The sequence below is a fragment of the Sphingobium rhizovicinum genome (assembly GCF_042647625.1).
Lineage (GTDB): Bacteria > Pseudomonadota > Alphaproteobacteria > Sphingomonadales > Sphingomonadaceae > Sphingobium > Sphingobium rhizovicinum.
Map to the genome: position 1 here is coordinate 2168449 of NZ_JBHRVU010000004.1, position 19312 is coordinate 2187760.

Here is a 19312-nt window from a genome sequence, read left to right on the forward strand (position 1 = left end):
TGCTCATTCCGCGTAGCTCGCCAGCGCGTTGATCGCCGCCACGGTGATCGCGCTGCCTCCCAGCCGTCCTTCCACGATGCAGCAGGGCACCAGCTGTTCCGCCCACAAGGCCGCCTTGGATTCCGCCGCCCCGACGAAGCCCACCGGGCACCCGATGATCGCCGCCGGACGGGGACATTCGGGGTCGGCCAGCATATCAAGCAGATGGAACAGCGCAGTCGGCGCATTGCCGATCGCCACCACCGCCCCCGCCAGATGCGGCCGCCATAGCTCCAGCGCGGCGGCGGACCGGGTATTGCCCATGGCGCGCGCCCGTTCGGGCACCGATGGATCGCCCAGCGTGCAGATCACCTCATTGTCGGCGGGAAGGCGCGCGCGCGTCACCCCTTCGGACACCATCCGCACGTCGCACAGGATCGGCGCGCCCTGCGCCAGGGCGCCACGCGCCGCCGCCGCAAAGCCAGGAGAAAAACGGATATGCTCGGCCAGATCGACCATCCCGGCAGCATGGATCATGCGGACCGCGACCGGCTCCTCTTCGGACGAAAAACGGTCCAGTGCCGCCTCCGCCCGGATGATGCTGAAGGACTGGCGATAGATGGCCGCGCCATCCGTTTCATAGACATGCGGCATCGGTCACTCCCAAATGGGCCAATATGTCGGAATGGGTGAGGCCAGCCCGCTGCGGCGGCGCGCCAGCCTTGGCATGGCGGGCAAGGTCGTAGCGACCCTCGCGCCCGGTCAGGCACAGGGCCGCCGGCGCGGATCGCGCGCAGCCCTTGGCACAACCGGAGATATGGAGGCGGCCGTTCACATAGGGGGCGATCTGCCGCGCCAGCACGCGCGTCTCGACACTGGCCTGCGGGCAGGAAGGCTGGCCGGGACAGGCATCGACGCGCAGCAGCGGATCGGCCGGATCTTGCAACAGCCCCTCGATCGCCCGGCCCTCCGCACCCTCGGCGATCAGCATCCGCCATGGCGTCAGCCGGATGGCGTGCGGTGCCAACTCCGCCAAAGTCGCTGCGTCGATCTGCCCGAACGGCACGCCATAGATAAAGCCAAGCGCATGCTGCCCCGGCCGCAACGACAGGATAGGCGTCGCCGTCGCCACATCTCCCTGCGCCCAGTCTGGCAATGCCGCCTTGTGCCGCATCATGCGTCCGGCTTCACGGCCGCCACAGGCGACGAACCAGTGGGCCAGCGCCAGCAGCGCATCGACGGCATCGCTCCGCGTTACCGCCACGCCGGTCGGCCGACCGGCCGCGCGCAAAATCAATCCGCCCTGCGCACCCGGCTCGATCCGGAAATCGCCTGCCTTGCCCGTCAACAGAGGTGCGGAGCCGGCATCGATCGCAAAGCCCACTTTGGCCGGTAGATCGGGAAATTCTGCCAGCCGATCGGCCCATTGCGCAGCGATACAGGCCGTATCATCCCCCGCTTCCCAATCCGGCGCGACCAGCAGCGCGCGGCGCGCCTCCATGATCGGATCGGCATGGACGAGGCCCAGAGCTATCAGCCGCCTAATAAGAGGCTCCCAGCCCTGTTCGCTGACACCGCGTATCTGGAGATTAGCGCGGCTGGTCAGGTCGATCAGCCCATTGCCATAGGCCAGGGCTGCGTCACGCAAGCCCGCCAGTTGCGCGCCATCGATCCGTCCCATCATCGGACGCACCCGCACCAGCAGGCCATCGCCCGCCGCCATCGGATGCCAGGCATCGGGGCACCAGCCCTTGATCTGGCTCATGGTGCCTCCCCCACCAAACTGGCGAGAATGGAATTACGCCGCGTGCGCCACAGGCCTGCCGCATGGAGCGCCGCAAAACGCGCCTCCATCGCCGCCAGCGCGCCGGGATTAACGTCGCTCAGGAAAGCACGAACCTCCGCCCGTCCCAGCGTCGCGTCATGATAGAGATCGAACAGATGATTCGGCACGCTGCCTGCCAGATGCGCAAAGGCACCCAGATGATCGAGCGTCGCCGCAAGTTCCGCCCCGCCGCGAAAGCCATGGCGCATCATGCCATCCACCCAGCCGGGATTGGCAGCGCGCGCGCGCACCACGCGGGCAATCTCCTCGGTCAGCGGCCGCGCCGCCAACCGCGCCGGATCACGCGCGTCAAGATGGTAAAGCGCCGCCTTGCCCCCGAGCACCGCCTGCGCGGCGGCGAAGCCCGCCTCATGCGCGGCATAATCGGCGGCCAGCAGCAGGTCGGTTTCGGGCAAATCCTGCGCATGCACAAAGGCATCCGCCGCCGCGACGCGCGCGCGCAGGCCATCCGCATCCCGCACATCCACGTCCAGCGCCTGATCGGACGCGGCGAGCCACGCCTCCCCGGCCGCCCGGCGTGCGTCGTCCGTGTAGGTTTCCGCCGCATCGCCCATGTTCAGCCCATAATGGCCGGGCTGCGGCCCATAGACGCGCGAGGCGGGCGCCATTCCCGCAAAGGGGTTCCAGTCGGTCGGCTCATCCCTGTCACACAAGGCGCGCACCGCCTGCCCGAACAGCACGGGCAGCGTCGGAAAGGCATCGCGGAACAGGCCGGAGACGCGCAATGTCACATCAATGCGCGGCCGATCGAGCATCGCCAGCGGCAGGATTTCTATTCCCGTCACCCGCTCCGACGCGAAATCCCAGATCGGCTTTGCGCCCAGCAGATGCAGCGCCATGGCATAATCCTCGCCCGCCGTGCGCATCGTTGCCGATCCCCACAGGTCGACCACCAGCCCCTTCGGGTAATCGCCATGATCCTGCAAATGGCGGCGGATCAGTTCCTCGGCCAGACGAATGCCCTGCGTATGCGCCGCGCGGGATGGCACGGCGCGCGGATCGACCATGAACAGGTTGCGGCCGGTCGGCAGCACATCGGTCCGCCCGCGATGCGGCGATCCCGACGGCCCCGGCGCAACCCGCCGCCCATCCAGCGCCGCCAACAGGCCATCGCGCTCCGCCACGCCCTGCTCGCCCCGGCCGAAAATATGCAGGCCGTCGCCATATTGGCTTTCCTTAACGTCGCAGACGAAGCGATCGATCCGGCTGATCGCCTCCGCCGGGGACAGGCTGGCGTCGATACCCAGTTCCGCCTCCAGCCCCAGCGCGCGCGATTCCTCGCTTATGTCCGCCTGCAACCGCTGCCGCCGCGCCGGATCAAGCCCATCGGCATTGGAAAATTCGTCGAGCAGCGCCTCGATCCGCCCCAGCCCCGCCCCCTGTCGCGCAGGCGCCAGCGGCGGCGGCGCATGGCCGATCGTCACCGCGCCGATCCGCCGCTTGGCCTGCGCGGCCTCGCCCGGATCATTGACGATGAAGGGATAGATGACCGGCGTCGTCCCGATCAGTGCTTCGGGCCAGCAGGCGTCGGACAGGGCAACCGCCTTCCCCGGCAGCCATTCCAGCGTGCCATGCGCGCCCATATGGACCAGCGCATCGATCCCCTGCGTCCGCAGCCACAGATAGAAAGCGACATAGGCATGGCGCGGGCAGCGCGACAGGTCATGATAGCTGTCGGCGCGATCATGCGTGAGACCACGTTCGGGCTGGAGCGCGAGGATCATCGTGCCGCGCCGCACGGCCGGGAAATGGAAAGCCCCATCCCGCAAATCGGGATCGTTGTCCGGCGCGCCCCATACCACATGCAGATCATCGCGCAGCGCGTCGGGCAAAGACGCCAGCGCACGCCGATAGTCAGCCAGCGACCAGGTCAGATATTCGCGCTGGAGGTCGGCGACCAGATCGCCCGCCACCTCGACCGCATAGCCAGCCCCGGCCAGATCGCCCAGCATCGCCTCCGCCGAAGCGATCGCATCCAGCCCCACCGCATGCGCCATCTGATGCGCCTTGCCGGGATAGGTCGACAGGATCAGCGCCAGTTTCCGCTCCGCCACCGGGCGCTGGCGCAGATGTACCCAAGCCGCCACCCGGTCCACAATGGCCGCGATCCGTGCCGGGTCCGCCCGATGCGCGCCGCGCGCAAATTCCAGCGCCGGGTCGCGCGCCTGCGCTTCCTTGAAACTCGCCACCCCGGCAAACAGCCGCCCATCCACTTCGGGCAGGACGACATGCATAGCGAGGTCAGCGGGCGACAGGCCCCGCGCCGACTCCTGCCACGCCTGCCGTCCCGATGTCGCCAGCGCCAGCTGGAACACCGGCACGCCCGCGCCATCGAGCGGGGTCGTGCCATCCTCTCCCCGCGCGGAAAAGGCGGTGGCATTAATGATCGCGGCGGGCGCATAGGCCTTCACCCAGTCCGCAATCTGATCCCGTATTTCAACCGGTTTGAGCGAGGGCGCGAACAGCCCCACCATGTCGAAGCCCCGCCCGGCAAAGGCATCGCGCAGCGCCTCGAATGGCTGGGTATCCGCAGCCGTCAGATAGGAACGATAGAAGACCAGCAGGATGCGTGGCCGATCCGTCCGGCTTTCGAAAACCGCCGGAGACGCCAGATCGCCATCCCACGCCCCGACCATCGGCAAAGACGCAATCGGCGACTCCGCCCCACCTAGTCCCGCAGCACCCGCCAGCAGCCCCAGCGCCACCTGCGCCGCCACCGCACCGCCCTCGTCACATAGCCGCGCAAGTGCCCGCAACGTCGCAGCCGGCACGGTCGAGGCCGCCTCCAGCCGCGCATCGGGCCGCCCGTCCCCCGGCAGCACCGCCAGCGCGATCCCCCGCGTCAGCGCCAGCGCCTCGACCTGTTGCAGGCCATAGGTCCAGTAGGATGCCCCCCCGATCAGCCGGATCAGGATCGCCTTCGCCCCGAAGAGCGTCCGTTCGATATAGGTATCGACCGACAGCGGATGCGTCAGCGCCGCCAGATTGGCGAGCCGCAGTGTCGGCAACACGCCGCGCGCGCCATGCCAACCCGCCGCAAAGGCGGCCAGATCGCTGTCCGAAAAGGACAGGAAGACAAGATCGGCAGGCGTCTGCCCCAGATCCTGCGGGACAGCCGCTTCCTCGATCCCATGGGTCTCGCGGAAGATGACGTGCATCGGGGTAGCTCAGCCTTCCAGCACGGCCCGGATCGCAGCCTCATCGATGCGATCATGCTCGGCGATCACCACCAAAGCCGTTGCACGCGCTTCGCCAGGCCGCCAGGGCCGGTCATACTGGTGCCGCACCCGCGCGCCGACCGCCTGCACCAGCAGGCGCATCGGCTTGCCGGCCACCGCCGCATAGCCCTTCACCCGCAAAATCTGCTGCTCGCGCGCCAGCCGCTCGATCCGCGCAGTCAGGTCAGCCGGATCGGCAATCTCGCCCAGCGTCAGGACGATACTGTCGAAATCCTCATGCTCATGATCATCCTCGCCATCATGGTGCGATGGACGCGCAGCCAGATCATCCTCCGCCGCCGCATTCAGGCCCAGCAGCACGCGCGGGTCGATCACCCCTTCGACCAGTTCGATCACCGGTAAGGGACGCGGCGTTTCGGCCGCAATCACCGCCCGCGCGGCGGCGACGCCTTCCGGCCCGGCAAGGTCCGCCTTGGTCAGCAGCACCATGTCGGCGCAGGCCAGTTGATCCTCGAACACTTCGGACAGCGGCGTTTCATGGTCGATGCCCGGATCAGCCAGACGCTGCGCCTCCAGCGCTTCCAGATCGGGCGCGAACCGCCCGTCCGCCACCGCCTCCGCATCGGCCAGCGCGATCACGCCGTCCACGGTGATGCGCGACCGGATCGCCGGCCAGTCGAACGCCTTGAGCAACGGCTTGGGCAGCGCCAGCCCTGAGGTTTCGATCAATATATGGTCGGGCCTCGGCTCCAGCGCCAGCAGCGCCTCGACCGTGGGGATGAAATCATCGGCGACGGTGCAACAGATGCAGCCATTGGCCAGTTCGACGATATTTTCCGCCGGGCAATCGGGAATGGCGCAGCTTTTCAATATGTCGCCATCCACACCCAAAGTGCCGAATTCATTGACGACCACCGCGAGCCGACGCCCGCCGGCATTGCGGATCAGATGGCTGATCAGCGTGGTCTTGCCGGCACCCAGAAAGCCGGTGACGATAGTGACCGGCAGCTTGGCCAGATCGGACATGTTATTCTCCCGCGCGCCAAACGACGACAGGCGGGGCTTGCCGGCATCCCCAAGAGACGCCGACCGACGCGCGACGACGGGCGGACGCGACAGGGCGCCCGGCATCCCGCACCGTGTAGCCCCAGCCACACGATTTCGTCGCTCAGACGGAAGAAACTACCGTGCCATGGCCATCCCCTGGACCAGAGCAAGAGCGACCAGACGCCGGCAGGTCTCCTGGCTCGCGGGTCAAGGCTTGATGCGCGCCTTCCCAGACCTTTTGGGGTCCAGTGGCCGCTCTCGCAAGGAGAGCATGCGCATCGCGCTCGCCGCTTACAGTTGCAGGGACAGCCGCGGAATTGAGGAGGCAAGCCCCTCTCACCGCATTCCCATTTAAAGCCCCTTACGGGGCACCGGCGCGATCAATGTTCGTCGCCCTAAACCAAATCGGCCGCCAAGCCAACGCTGTTCAACCAGCCGTCCGCACTTCGATCTCGTCAAAGCGTTTCCAACGATAAATGCCGAAACTCAGCACCCAGCAGAGGATGAACAGGCCGATAATGGCAAAACCCAGACTGTTGAAATTCTCGCCCAGTTCCGCCGCGATCCGCCAAGGGCCACCCTCCAGCCCCAGCTTGTCGCCGATCAGCGCCATCGCCTCGATCCCGCCGATGACGATCGCGACCAGCGCCGAAATCAGGGTGATGGTGATATTGTAATAGAGTTTGCGGATCGGCTTCACGAACGCCCATTCATAGGCGCCCAGCATCACCACCCCGTCCGCCGTATCGACCAGCGCCATGCCGGCGGCGAACAAAGCGGGCAGCACCAGGATCGTGCCGATCGCCATGCCATCGGCGGCCTGACTGGCAGACAGGCCCAATATCGCCACTTCCGTCGCGGTATCGAAGCCCAGACCGAAGATGAAGCCCAGCGGCGCCATATGCCAGCTTGCGCTGACCAGCCGGAACATCGGCCGGAACAGGCGCGCCAACAGCCCGCGATTGCCCAGCAACAGGTCCAGATCCTCCTCGACATAGGCGCCGCCCGCCCGGACATGGGCAAAGCTCTTCCACACCGACCGCAGGATCATCAGGTTCATCGCCGCGATCGCGAACAGGAAGGTCGCCGACACGCCGGTCGCCACGATCCCGCCAACCTCGCGAAAACTCTCGAACCGGGCCAACGCACTGGCCGTCAGCGCGATCGTGACGGAGGCGATAGCGATGATCGCCGAATGGCCGATCGCAAACCAGAAGCCGACGGTGATCGGCCGCTGCCCATCCTGCATCAGCTTGCGCGTCACATTGTCGATCGCAGCGATATGATCGGCATCCACCGCATGGCGCAGCCCCAGCCCCCAGGCGAGCAGCGCCGTCCCCAGCATCAATGGCTGGTCATGAAATTGGGCAAAGGCCCATAGCCAAACGGCGATATTCGCCGCGATCAGCGCGGCCATCAACCCGGTCACGCGATGCCGCAGGCGCGGCGTCGAAGATTTGGACATGTCAGTCATGGGAAAAGGAAACACCCCGGCATCATGCGACAAGACAGGGGCCAGCGCGCATCGACCGGACGCCATCAGCGACCGACGCACGGTTCCAAGGCGGCCCCCGCCGCTCTTTCGTCGCTCAGACGGAGTGATACCGTGCCATGGCCATCCCCTGGACCAGGGCAAGAGCGACCAGACGCCGGCAGGTCTCCTGGCTCGCGGGTCGACGCTTGACGCATGGCCTTCCCGGGCCTCGCAGGATTTAGCGTCCGGCCCAGTGGCTGCCTTCCTTATTTCAGAAAGGCCTATGCGTCGCACTCACCGCTTACAGTTGCAGGGACAGCCGCGGATTTGGGGGACGAGTCCCCCGCACCGCATTCCCTTTTAAAGCCCCTCACGAGGCACCGGCGCGATCGGCGGCCAATGGGTGAACCCATCGGCCGACGCCGGGCATAACCCGGCGTCACCCGCTTGCCAAGCGGGTGAAAGTTCAGCTTTCAGCCCGCCCGTGCCGGGCATCGACACGCAGATGACGGCTGTAAAGCCAGCCGATGCCAATCAGGCTGAAGCCCAGCGCCAGGAAGGATGCGATGCGCGGCAACCCGGTCAGGCCCGATGCATCAAGCAGGAACACCTTGGCCACCGCCCCCAGCATCAGCAACAACGATGCAATCCGCCAGTCGCGTCCACCGCGCCGAATACCCCATAGCAGGAAGCTGATGGCCAGCGCGATCGCCAGAACGGAGCGGCCAATATCCTCACCCGCCGACAGATAGGGCAGGTTCAGCATCGGCCCGCAGAACAACTGGCGCAGCATGGTAAAGGCGAACAGCAGGATCAGGACCATATAGGCGCCTTCGCGATAGCGCATGCAACGCTCGGCCGGTTCTGGCGCCATTCGTCCGACCAGCCACAGCCCGATCAGCGGAATGGCAAAGGCAGGCACCAGCAGGTTGAACAGCGGCACGCTACCCACCGCCTGCGCCGCCCAGAACGGGTTATGCAGCAACAGCGTATAGAGCAAATTATGCGCGATCCCGGCCAGTACCAGCGTCAGGCCGATCTCCCGCTGATTGAACCGGCGCCATGCGGCCCAGCCCGCCATGATCAACAAGCCTTCCCAAAGCGTACGCTCGGCCAGGCCGGCCCGCACGAAGGCGGCATGGTCGGCGATGGCGAAGGCCTGCTTATACAGGATATGCAGGGCGATCATACCGAACAGGCCGGCCGCGATCACCGCCAGTTTCCGTCCGATCAGACCGATCGCCTGCTTCCCCCGGATCACCGCCAGCCCAATGAGCGCGGCCGGCAAGGCAAGGCGAAGCAGCATGTCGACCCTATCGGGCAACAGGCTCACCAGCATCGGCCGCCCCAGCAGCGACAGCATCGCCGGGTCGATCCACGCCAGCAGCGGTTCCGCCGCCCAGAGCAATGTCAGCAGGAACAGGGTCGCCAGCGCAGGCAGCAGGCGCAACGGCGGCAGGCGGCACGCACCCTCGGCCAGCAACGGCAGACCCAGCGCAACGATCGGGGCAAGCCAGAGGACCGGCACCACCTGCGCAAAGGCACCATAAGCGCACAGTGTCGCGACGATCTGCGCCACCAGCCGCCCTTCGGCCAGTCGCGCCCGCCAGGCATAGAGCATCTGGGCCAGCGCCACGCCGCTCCAGCGCAGCAGGGCGATAGCCGGCCCGGCATCCGCGCCAAGGCCGGCAAGTCGGCCAAGCTCGCCCAGCCCCCGATCCCCGGACACCAGCGATGCGACCGCCGTGAAGGCAAAGGCCCAACCGCTATATTCGATCCTCATGTCCCCGGCCCGCGCCGCCAGCAGCAACAGGGCAACCGCGACGATCCCGACCACCAGCGGCAAGGTCCATCCGGCAAGGCCGAAAATCCCGGCAAGGGCCAGCAGGATAGCCGCGCTGGTCGCCAGCAGGGCAAGCCGTGCGTCGTCCCGCCGCGTTGGATTGCGCCAGCCCATCGCCACAGCGACAGCAGGCAAGGCGCTGGCGACAAGCGCGATCAGCGCAAAGCGCAGATCATCGGTCGCCGACCCGCGATAAAAATGCAGCACGCTCACCGCCAGGCCACCCAGCGCCACGCCAGCGACCTGCCCCGCCTCGATCAGCCCACCCGCCGGGCGCCAGAGCCGCCACAACGCGCCGCCGCCGTAGATCATGGCCAGCCCCAGCACGACCAGCATGAAGCTGGAAGCCGCCGGCGCAGGCCAGGCCCCAGCCAGCAACAGCCCCACCGCCAGCCCGACAGGCATTAGGCGGCGCAACGCCGGCTCCCGACCGCTCAGCCAGAGGAAGGCGATCGACAACAGGCCGAACAGCGCCCAGTGCAGCAGCGCAAAACCACCGGTCGCGATCAGCGCCGCCATCTGCGCCGATGCCACCACCGCCGACGCCGCACGGATCAGCGTGGCCCGGCTGCCTGAGAAGGCGAACAGCGGGAAGGCGATGCCGATCGCCAGAATGAGCAGGCCCACCGACAGCGAAGACGCCAAATCCAGCGCGCCCGACAGCAGCAACAGGCTGCCCCAACCCGCGCCACCGATCAGCGCGCCGACACCCAGCCACATCCAGCGCTGCGTCCGTGACAAGGCGCACAGGCCGCCGATGGTGAGCGCCAGATAACAGGACAGCAGCGGAATATTGGGTTCGTCCGCCCCCGCCAGCGCCGGCGCGGCCAGACCACCCACCAGCCCCAGCATGGCACTGGGCGCGCCAAAGCGCAGCGACAGGACCATGGCCAGCGCAGTCACTCCGGCCAGACCGACAAAGGCTGTCCCCGGCCCGACCAGATGATAGAGATTGGCCGCCGCCAATATGACGGCATAAAGGGTGGCAAGACCAGCGCCCGCCAGCGACTGCCGTACGCGGGCATCGCGCACCCGTTCTTCCTGCCGCAGCGCGACTTCCGCGCCAGCGATCAGGCCAGCACCGAAGATCAGGCCCAGCAACACGCGAATGACAGGCGACAACAGGCCGGAATCGATGGAATATTTGACCAGCAGAACACCCGCAACCGCCAGCGTGACACCGCCCGCCCAGATCGGCAGGCGCCGCCCGAACAACTCTTCAAAGCCGAAGGCGGGCCGTGCGGACGCAACATCTTCGATCGACGCGGCATTGACGACTTCCGGCTCCGGCTCGACCTTCGGCTGAACAACCGCCTCTGTCCATGGCGTGCGACGCACCGTGACCACCGGCGTGGGCGTGGGCGGCGAAACCTCCACGCTATCTCGCACCACCCGCACAGGTTCCGGCGCAACGGGTACTGGCAAAGGCTGCGCCTCTGCTTCCAATATGGCGATGCGCGCCTCCAGCGCCATCACGCGACGCCGCGTATCGAACAGCACGGCACCCAATAGGACCAAAAGTAGCACAGCCAGCATGACAGACCTTCCATTCGCCATGGGAGCCTGCTGGATAAGCTCAAATTGAACACTGATCAATTAAAATATTAGACAGTGTTCAATTAAGTTTCTAGAGCCATGCCATGGGCAGACGATCCGACCATAGCCGCGCCGAACTGGAGGCATTGATTCTGGAGGAGGGACACCGCCTGATGGCGGAGGTCGGCTTCGCTCGCTTTTCCGCGCGGGAAATCGCCAAGCGCATCGGCTATACCGTCGGCACGCTCTATAATGTGTTCGGCAGTTATGATCTGCTGGTAGCGACAATCAACACCCACACATTTGAACAATGGGCCTCACATCTGGAAGATCGGCTGGCGGCATCGTCGGCCGACCGGATCGGCACGCTGGTGGAGGGCTATTTCAGCTTTGCCGTCAGCCATTATAATGTGTGGACAGCCATTTATGATCATCGATTGCCAGCCGACATGGCCATGCCGGAAGCGCTCGCAATACGGCGCGGCACCCTTACCGACGTCGTGACGCGCGAGATCGCCGCCGTCTTGCCTGAAAACAGGAAAGGCGAAGCGCCCAGACTGGCGCGCTCCCTGATCGCGACGGTTCACGGCCACTGCACCTTTGCCCTTAACGGCAGTTTCGCCTTATTGGGAGAAACCGAACCGTTGGAACTGGCCACGGCCCGCGTTCGGGAGTCATTGGCTGCGGTCATGGGGATGGCAGAGGCGTCGTAATAACAACAGGCTGGCGACCGTCACGACCGCCCTCTTTTTTGCAACGATCCGTTGAAGTCATTCTATTGGATCGGTAGGGGTAAGACGTACATAAGGCCGCCATGACGCGCCCCTCCCCCTTGTCCCTGCGGATCGACCCATTCCTGCTGTGGCTGGTCGCCACGGTCGGATGCGCATCGTTGCTACCCGCGGAAGGACAGACAGCAGCGGCCGTCGATATTCTGGCGGATTGCGCCATTGCCCTGCTCTTTTTTCTGCACGGCGCCAAATTGTCTCGCGACGCCATTCGTCAGGGCGCTGGAAATTGGCGGCTGCATCTGCTGGTCTTTGGCTCTACCTATATTCTGTTCCCTGTCGTGGGGATCACGCTGACGCTACTGCTGAGGGGATGGATCGATCCCGTGCTCGCGTCGGGCCTTCTCTATCTGACCTTGCTGCCATCGACCGTGCAGTCCTCAATCGCCTTTACGGCCATCGCCGGTGGCAATGTCGCTGCTGCCGTGTGTAGTGCGTCCCTTTCCAACCTGATCGGCATCGTGCTGACGCCCTTATGGGTCGCGCTGGCGCTGCATGTCGGCGGCAGCGGCGGCTCGGCAGCGCTCCATTCTGTTCAGAGCATCGCATTGCAATTGCTGCTCCCCTTCATCGCCGGCCATCTGCTGCGCCCATTGATCGGCGGTTTCATCGATCGTAATAAGGGGATATTGGCGCCGGTGGATCGCGGTTCGATCCTGCTCGTCGTCTATTCCGCCTTCAGCGCGGCGGTCGTTGGCGGCATCTGGACGCAGGTCGGCTTTGGTGACTTGCTGATCCTGTTGCTGCTCAGTTCGCTCATTCTAGCAATCGTCATGGGCGCCAATATCGGTGTTGCGCGCCTTTTCAGCCTGCCTCGTGAAGATGCGATCGTGCTGCTCTTCTGCGGATCGAAGAAGAGCCTGGTGTCGGGCGTGCCCATGGCCGGCGCTTTGTTCCCCGCTGCGCAGGTCGGGCCATTGATCCTGCCGCTGATGATCTTTCACCAGTTGCAGCTTTTCCTCTGCGCCGCCCTCGCCATGCGCTTCCGCCGCCAAGAGGAAAGCATCGTACCCTCCTCCTTGCCCCGCACAGAGGCGGAAATCAGCCGCGCTGCGGCAGAAATCGACCTGCCAATCGATCCGGCCTGCATGCCCGGCGTGGTCGCTAACATGGCACTGCTCGATCATCATGTCGGGATTATGCTGGCCAGCGACGGGAAAGACGCCGCATGACCGGAACCGTCGCCATCGCCCAGGCTGTACGCAGCGGCCGCCTGTCTGCGGTTTATCATGTCGAACAATGCCTGATCAGGCTGGCGGAGCGCGCATCCCCGCTCTGCGCCGTCACCCGGACGCTGGCCGATCGCGCGCGGCAGGAGGCACAGCGGATCGACGCGCTGGTGGCGGCCGGCGGTGATCCGGGACCGCTGGCCGGCGTACCCTATGGCGTGAAGGACTTGTTCGACGTCACCGGCCTACCGACCACAGCGGGGTCGCGCCTCTATGCCGACGCCCCGCCGGCTGCCAGCGATGCAGCAGCCATCCGCAAACTGCGTGATGCCGGCGCGGTGCTGATCGCCACGCTCAACATGGATGAGTTTGCTTATGGTTTTGCAACCATTAACGCGCTGCATGGCACCACCCGCAACCCGCACGACCTGACGCGACTGGCGGGCGGATCGTCTGGCGGATCGGCGGCGGTCGTAGCTGCTGGCCTGCTGCCCTTCTCGCTCGGCTCCGACACCAACGGGTCGATCCGCGTCCCCGCCAGCCTGACCGGACTCTATGGCCTGAAACCCACCCATCGCGATCTGCCCATGGGCGGCGTCTTTCCTTTCGCCGACAGTTTCGACGATATCGGCCCCTTTACCGGATCGTTGGCGGACATGGCGCTCCTCTGGGAGATATTGAGCGGCCGCTCCGCTACGGAAGAGGATCGACCGCTGCGCATCGCGCGCCTCGGTGGGCGTTTCGCCGACAATGTCGATCCCGAACAGGTCGCCGCGATGGATGCCATCGCGCCCAACGCCCCGGTCATCACTCTGCCCGACATCGCCCGTGCGCGATCCGCCGCCTTCCTGATCACCGCATTTGAGGGCGGCCGTCTGCATCAAGACGCCTTGACACGCAACGCAATGCTGTTCGATCCGCAAGTGCGCGACCGCCTAATCGCGGGCGCTCTGCTGCCTCATGATCTTTATGAAAAGGCACAGGCTTTCCGTATCAGATTCATCAACGGAGTGGCAGACCTGATAGCGCCCTATGATGTGCTGATCGCCCCGGCCACGCCTTGTTCCGCGCCTTTAGTCGATGATCCCCGCATCCTCATCGATGGCGCGATGAGTGCGGCGCGCGCGGATCTGGGCATTCATAGCCAGCCGATCAGCTTCACCGGCTTCCCATCGCTCGCCGTTCCGCTCTATCGTCCCGGACGACTGCCATTGGGTCTGCAATTGATCGGCAAGCCGGGCACCGAACCGGCGCTGTTTCAATTCGCGGCCCAACTGGAGCAAAAGGGCATCACCGGCGTCAGTCTGGCGACCGGCACATATTCGGGGGATATTGCATGATGCAGCCGCAAATCGCGGAAACGGAGGCGCCAGCGCCGCCGGCGGGCACGCTGGATCGCTATTTTGGCCTCAGCCAGCGGGGCACATCCGCACGGACGGAAATATTGGCGGGGATCACCACCTTCCTTACCATGGCCTATATCGTTCTGGTCAATCCGGCTATATTGGGCGCAGCCGGAATGCCGGTCGCTTCAGTCGCGGCCGCCACCTGCTTTGCCGCCGCCTTCGCTTCCATCCTGATGGGGCTGACCGCCAATGTGCCGCTGGCGCTCGCACCGGGCATGGGCCTCAATGCCTATTTCGCCTTTACTGTCGTCGGCCAGATGGGCGTGCCATGGCCGATCGCTCTGGGCTGCGTCTTCCTTTCCGGCGTCGCCTTCCTCATCCTGACCGCAACCGGCGTCCGGCAACTGATCGTGGCCGTCATCCCCACCTATTTGTTCGCGGCGGTCGCTGGCGGCATCGGGCTATTCATCGGCTTCATCGGCCTGAAGAACGCCGGGATCGTCGGCGCCAATCCGGCAACCTTCGTGGCGCTGGGCGATCTCAAGTCCCCTGGCGCAGCGCTTGCGCTGCTGGGGCTGCTGGTGATCGGCACCCTGTCCGTCTGGAATGTCCGCGGCGCGATGCTGATCGGTATCGTCGCCACGACGATCGTCGGCTGGCTGACCAGCATGGTGACGGTGAAACCCGAACCCTACAGCCTCGACGCGCTGACCGGCACGGCGTTCAAGCTGGACCTGCCCGGCGTGTTCGGCCTGACCGGCAGCCATGGCCTTGGCCTCCTCGAAATCCTGTTCGTCTTCCTCTTCGTCGACCTGTTCGACAATATCGGCACTTTGGTCGCCGTCACCAAGCGCGCAGGGATAATGGACGCGGCGGGGCGCATCCCCGGCCTCAACCGCATCCTTACCACCGATGCCATCGCCACGGTGGTCGGGTCGATGGCCGGCACCAGCACCGTCACCTCCTATGTCGAAAGCGCAGCTGGCGTGCAGGCGGGCGGACGCACCGGGCTGACCGCCGTCGTCACCGGCATCCTGTTCCTTCTGACCATGTTCGTCGCCCCCTATGCGCAACTGGTGCCGCTGGCCGCGACGGCGCCTGCGCTCATCATCGTTGGCGGCCTGATGCTGCTGCCGCTGACGGAGGTCGAGTGGGAAGACCCCATGTCGGCTATCCCCGCCTTCCTGACAGTCGCCATGATCCCGCTCACCTTCTCGATCGCCAATGGCCTCGCCTTCGGCATCACCGCCCATGCGGCCTTGAAGGCTTTGCGGGGCACGGCCACGCGCAAGGACTGGTTCCTTTTCCTGCTCGCCGGCCTTTTCGTCATTCGCTTCGTTTGGATGGGAGCCGCCTGATGCGCGTCCTCGCCTTCACTCTGCTGGCGCTCGCCGCCCTTCCCGCCCCGGCGCTTGCCCGCAAGCTGGACAGCACGCCCCGCACCGTCGTCATGACCGCCTTCCCCCCCGAATGGGACGCGCTGGTCAAGTCCGTGGACAAGCCGAAGAGCTACAAGATTAACGGTCTTACCTTCCTGACCGGCAAAATGGCGGGAAAACCGGTGCTGCTGATGCAGAGCGGCGTGTCGATGGTGAACGCCGCGATGAACACGCAGTTGGTGCTGGATCGCTTCACCGTGCGGCGCATCGTCTTTTCCGGCATTGCCGGTGGAGTCGATCCCGGCCTGTCGATCGGCGACGTCATCGTGCCGCAGGATTGGGCGCAATATCTGGAAGTCTCCTTCGCCCGCAAGACCGGCGATAGCTGGAAAGTGCCCGAAGCGGTCGATGCGGATGCGCCCGCCAATTGGGGCATGATGTTCCCGCGCGGCGTGCGCATGGGCAATGCCACGGAAGCGGTAAAGCGCCATTACAGCTTTGGCGTCGATCCGGCCCTGTTCGATCTGGCGAAGAAGGTTGCGGGCGATGTGAAGCTGGAACGCTGCGTCCGGAATGAAGCCTCCGCCTGTCTGCCGCATGATCCCAAGATCGTCGTTGGCGGCACCGGCGTTTCGGCGGGCGTCTTCGCCGACAATGCCGAGTTCCGCGATTATCTGGCATCGGCATGGAAGGCCCGCGTGCTCGACATGGAAAGCGCGGCGGTGGTGCAGGTCGCCTATGCAAATCAGGTGCCGACGATCGTCTTCCGCAGCCTGTCGGACCTGGCCGGTGGCGACGCGGGCGAAAACCAGATGGTCGCCTTCATGGCGCTCGCCTCGGTCAATAGCGCGCATGTCGTCCACGCCTTCGTCGCGGAGTTGCCCAACTGATGCCCCTGAGGACCATATCCGCCCATAACGGCATGGTCACATCGCCGCATGTTTTGGCGAGCGATGCGGGTTTGTCGGTGTTGCGGGACGGTGGGAGTGCGGTTGATGCGTGCGTGGCGGTGGCTGCGACGTTGGCGGTTGTGTATCCGCATATGACCGGGATCGGGGGTGATGGTTTCTGGGTGATGCGCGAGCCGGATGGGCGGGTGCATGCGATCCATGGCTGCGGCGGCGCGGCGGGGGCGGCGGATCTGGCGCTCTATGCGGGGCTGGAAGCGGTGCCGACGCGCGGACCGCTGGCGGCGAACACGGTGGCAGGCACCATATCGGGCTGGGCGGCGGCGCTGGAGGGCGGAAGGTTGCCGCTCTCACGCCTGCTGCGCGATGCTTGTCGCCATGCCCGGGCCGGCGTGGCGGTGACGGCGGGCGGCGCGGGCATCGCTGCGGCCAAGGGCGACGAGTTGCGGGGGCAGCCGGGCGCTTATGCGGCGATCTTCGAACCGGAAGGCCAGCCTTTGGTTGAGGGCGATGTTCTGCGCCAGCCCCAACTGGCCGACACGCTGGAACGGCTGGCGACCGAGGGTCTGGAGAGCTTCTACACCGGCGCGCTGGCCGCCGACATCGCCGCCGATCTCGCCTTGCTGGGCAGCCCGGTGTCCGCCGCCGATCTGGCCGCGCATGTCGCCACACGCCCCGATCCGCTGCATGCCGCGATCGGGGGCGCGACCCTCTATAACAGCGCGCCGCCCACACAGGGCTTCGCCTCGCTGCTGATCCTGGCTTTGTTCGACCGGCTTCAGGCGCAGCAGGCCGATGGCTTCGACCATGTCCATGGGCTGGTGGAGGCGACCAAGCAGGCGTTCCTGATCCGCGACGTCCATGTCGGCGATCCGGCGTTCCATGATTATGACTGGCAGGGCCTGCTGGACGATCCCGCCGCCCTGGATGCGCTGGCGGGCAAGATCGATCCCGCCCGCGCGCTGCCCTGGCCGCAGCCTTCCCAATATGGCGATACCTGCTGGTTCGCGGCGGCCGATGGCGAAGGCCGGCTCGTATCCTGCATCCAGTCCACCTATCATGAGTTCGGATCGGGGCTGGTGCTGCCGAAGACCGGCATCATCTGGCAAAATCGCGGCAGCAGCTTCCGCCTGGCGGAAAGCGGCTGGAATGCGCTGAGGCCCGGGCGCAAGCCTTTCCACACGCTCAACCCCGCGCTGGCCGTCTTCGACGATGGCCGGGTCATGGCCTATGGCACGATGGGCGGCGAGGGCCAGCCCCAGACGCAGGCTGCGCTCTTCACCCGCTATGCCCGCTATGGCGTGGATGTGCAGGAGGCGATCAGCCGGCCCCGCTGGCTGCTGGGCCGCACCTGGGGCGAACAGTCGACCACGCTCAAGCTGGAGGACGGGTTTGACGAGAGCCTCTATGCCGACCTCATTGCCGCGGGCCATGATGTCGAGCGGGTCGGCCCGCTGACCGCGATGATGGGCCATGCCGGCGCGATCATACGCCATCCCGACGGACGGCTGGACGGCGCGACCGATCCGCGCAGCGATGGCGGGGTTGCGGCATGGTAGGGGCCAAAGACCAGGCCGGCGGACACCGCGCGGTCGCGCGCTGCGACGCGCTGGGCGTATCGCCCTATAGCGACATGGAGGGCGGCCTGTACCGCGCCTATCTGACGCCGGCCTATGCCGCGGCGCAGACGGCGCTGGCCGGCTGGATGGAGGAAGCGGGCATGACCGTGCGGCGCGACGCCGCCGCCAACCTCATCGGCCGCTATGCAGGCAGCGACGCCGGCGCCCCGGCGCTGCTGATCGGCAGCCATCTCGACAGCGTGCGCGATGCCGGCCGCTATGACGGGCCGCTGGGGATCATGCTGGGGGTGGAGGCGGTCGCCGCGCTGCACCGGGCCGGCCGACGCATGCCCTTCGGAATCGAGGTCATCGCCTTTGGCGACGAGGAAGGATCGCGCTTTCCCGCCGCCATGCTGACCAGCCGGGCGGTGGCCGGCACGCTCTCCCCGGACGCGCTCGACCTGCGCGATGGCGATGGCGTGGCGTTGCAGGACGCAGGCATCGACATTGATAGCTATCTCTCCGCCATGCGCGCGCCCGGCACGACGCTCGCCTATCTGGAGGCGCATATCGAACAGGGACCGGTGCTGGAGGCGCAGGGTCTGGCCATCGGAACCGTGACCGGCATCGCGGCGCAGTTGCGCTTTGCGGCGACCGTCACCGGACAGGCCAACCATGCCGGCACCACCACCATGGGCCTGCGCCGCGACGCAATGACCGGCGCGGCGCAGATGATGCTGGCGATCGAGCGCATCGCTTGCGACGACGCCTCCGATCTGGTCGCCACGGTGGGCCGGGTCGAGGCGCTGCCGGGCGCGGCCAATGTCATTCCGGGCGAAGTGCGCTTCACCATCGACGTGCGATCGGGGGAGGAAGCGCGGCGCAACCGCGCGGCGCAGGCGATCCGCGTCGCGCTGGAAGAGATTGCCGCCGCGCGCGGCCTTCGCCTGTCGGTGACGCAGGTGCACGACCTGCCGGCCAGCCCCTGCGACCCGGCGCTCATGGACCTGATGGACGCGGCGATCGCCGACGCCGGCCAGCCGCCCTTCAGCCTCGTGTCGGGCGCGGGCCATGATGCGATGGTGATGGCGGCGCTGTGCCCCACCGCGATGCTGTTCATCCGCTGCCGGGACGGGATCAGCCATAATCCGGCCGAGCATGTCGATCCCGCCGATGTGGACATCGCACTGCGGGCGATGACGGGCTTTATCGAGAAACTGGGAGAGACTTTTGCCGACGCCTGACGCCCCATGCGATCC

Annotated in this window: 13 protein-coding genes and 2 riboswitches; of the genes, 7 read left to right on the top strand and 6 right to left on the bottom strand. The window is 66.1% G+C overall.

Going from position 1 to position 19312, the window contains the following annotated elements:
• Positions 1-3: 3 nt before the first annotated feature.
• The 6 genes from ACFOKF_RS11685 to ACFOKF_RS11710 all read right to left on the bottom strand — a co-directional run bounded on the left by ACFOKF_RS11685 (position 4) and on the right by ACFOKF_RS11710 (position 10904).
• Positions 4-633 (bottom strand): precorrin-8X methylmutase, encoded by a 630-nt coding sequence (locus tag ACFOKF_RS11685; RefSeq protein ID WP_380795809.1) that lies wholly within the window; start codon positions 631-633, stop codon positions 4-6.
• Positions 617-1744, bottom strand: a complete 1128-nt coding sequence (locus tag ACFOKF_RS11690) for a cobalamin biosynthesis protein CobG (RefSeq protein WP_380795811.1) — start codon at positions 1742-1744, stop codon at positions 617-619. The genes ACFOKF_RS11685 and ACFOKF_RS11690 overlap by 17 nt, the downstream gene beginning before the upstream one ends.
• Positions 1741-4983: a cobaltochelatase subunit CobN gene (gene cobN / locus ACFOKF_RS11695; RefSeq protein WP_380795813.1), complete on the bottom strand. Its 3243-nt coding sequence runs from the start codon at positions 4981-4983 to the stop codon at positions 1741-1743. The genes ACFOKF_RS11690 and cobN overlap by 4 nt, the downstream gene beginning before the upstream one ends.
• 9 nt (positions 4984-4992) lie before the next feature.
• Positions 4993-6030: a cobalamin biosynthesis protein CobW gene (gene cobW, locus ACFOKF_RS11700; RefSeq protein WP_380795814.1), complete on the bottom strand. Its 1038-nt coding sequence runs from the start codon at positions 6028-6030 to the stop codon at positions 4993-4995.
• A 189-nt stretch (positions 6031-6219) separates the two neighbouring features.
• Positions 6220-6442, bottom strand: a riboswitch (cobalamin riboswitch).
• A gap of 36 nt (positions 6443-6478) precedes the next feature.
• A complete protein-coding gene (locus ACFOKF_RS11705; RefSeq protein WP_380795815.1) occupies positions 6479-7516 on the bottom strand; it encodes a HoxN/HupN/NixA family nickel/cobalt transporter in 1038 nt (345 codons plus the stop codon).
• A gap of 169 nt (positions 7517-7685) precedes the next feature.
• Positions 7686-7925, bottom strand: a riboswitch (cobalamin riboswitch).
• Between the two features lie 66 nt (positions 7926-7991).
• Complete coding sequence (locus ACFOKF_RS11710; RefSeq protein ID WP_380795816.1) at positions 7992-10904, bottom strand: DUF2339 domain-containing protein; 2913 nt, start codon at positions 10902-10904, stop codon at positions 7992-7994.
• Positions 10905-11008: 104 nt separating this feature from the next.
• Between ACFOKF_RS11710 and ACFOKF_RS11715 the strand changes: the two genes are divergently transcribed.
• The 7 genes from ACFOKF_RS11715 (at position 11009) to ACFOKF_RS11745 (ending at position 19297) form a co-directional block, all read left to right on the top strand.
• Positions 11009-11617 carry a TetR/AcrR family transcriptional regulator gene (locus ACFOKF_RS11715; protein WP_380795818.1) on the top strand — a complete coding sequence of 203 codons (609 nt, stop codon included), beginning with the start codon at positions 11009-11011 and terminating at the stop codon, positions 11615-11617.
• A 101-nt stretch (positions 11618-11718) separates the two neighbouring features.
• On the top strand, positions 11719-12864 hold the full coding sequence (locus ACFOKF_RS11720; RefSeq protein ID WP_380795820.1) for a bile acid:sodium symporter: 1146 nt from the start codon (positions 11719-11721) through the stop codon (positions 12862-12864).
• Entirely contained in the window at positions 12861-14201 is a 1341-nt protein-coding gene (locus ACFOKF_RS11725) for an AtzE family amidohydrolase (RefSeq protein ID WP_380795821.1), read from the top strand. Before ACFOKF_RS11720 ends, ACFOKF_RS11725 begins: the two co-directional genes overlap by 4 nt.
• On the top strand, positions 14198-15565 hold the full coding sequence (locus ACFOKF_RS11730) for an NCS2 family permease (RefSeq protein ID WP_380795822.1): 1368 nt from the start codon (positions 14198-14200) through the stop codon (positions 15563-15565). Before ACFOKF_RS11725 ends, ACFOKF_RS11730 begins: the two co-directional genes overlap by 4 nt.
• A complete protein-coding gene (locus ACFOKF_RS11735; protein WP_380795824.1) occupies positions 15565-16476 on the top strand; it encodes a 5'-methylthioadenosine/S-adenosylhomocysteine nucleosidase in 912 nt (303 codons plus the stop codon). Before ACFOKF_RS11730 ends, ACFOKF_RS11735 begins: the two co-directional genes overlap by 1 nt.
• A complete protein-coding gene (locus ACFOKF_RS11740) occupies positions 16476-18053 on the top strand; it encodes a gamma-glutamyltransferase family protein (protein ID WP_380795825.1) in 1578 nt (525 codons plus the stop codon). Before ACFOKF_RS11735 ends, ACFOKF_RS11740 begins: the two co-directional genes overlap by 1 nt.
• Positions 18047-19297: an allantoate amidohydrolase gene (locus tag ACFOKF_RS11745; RefSeq protein WP_380795827.1), complete on the top strand. Its 1251-nt coding sequence runs from the start codon at positions 18047-18049 to the stop codon at positions 19295-19297. Before ACFOKF_RS11740 ends, ACFOKF_RS11745 begins: the two co-directional genes overlap by 7 nt.
• Positions 19298-19312 lie beyond the last annotated feature (15 nt).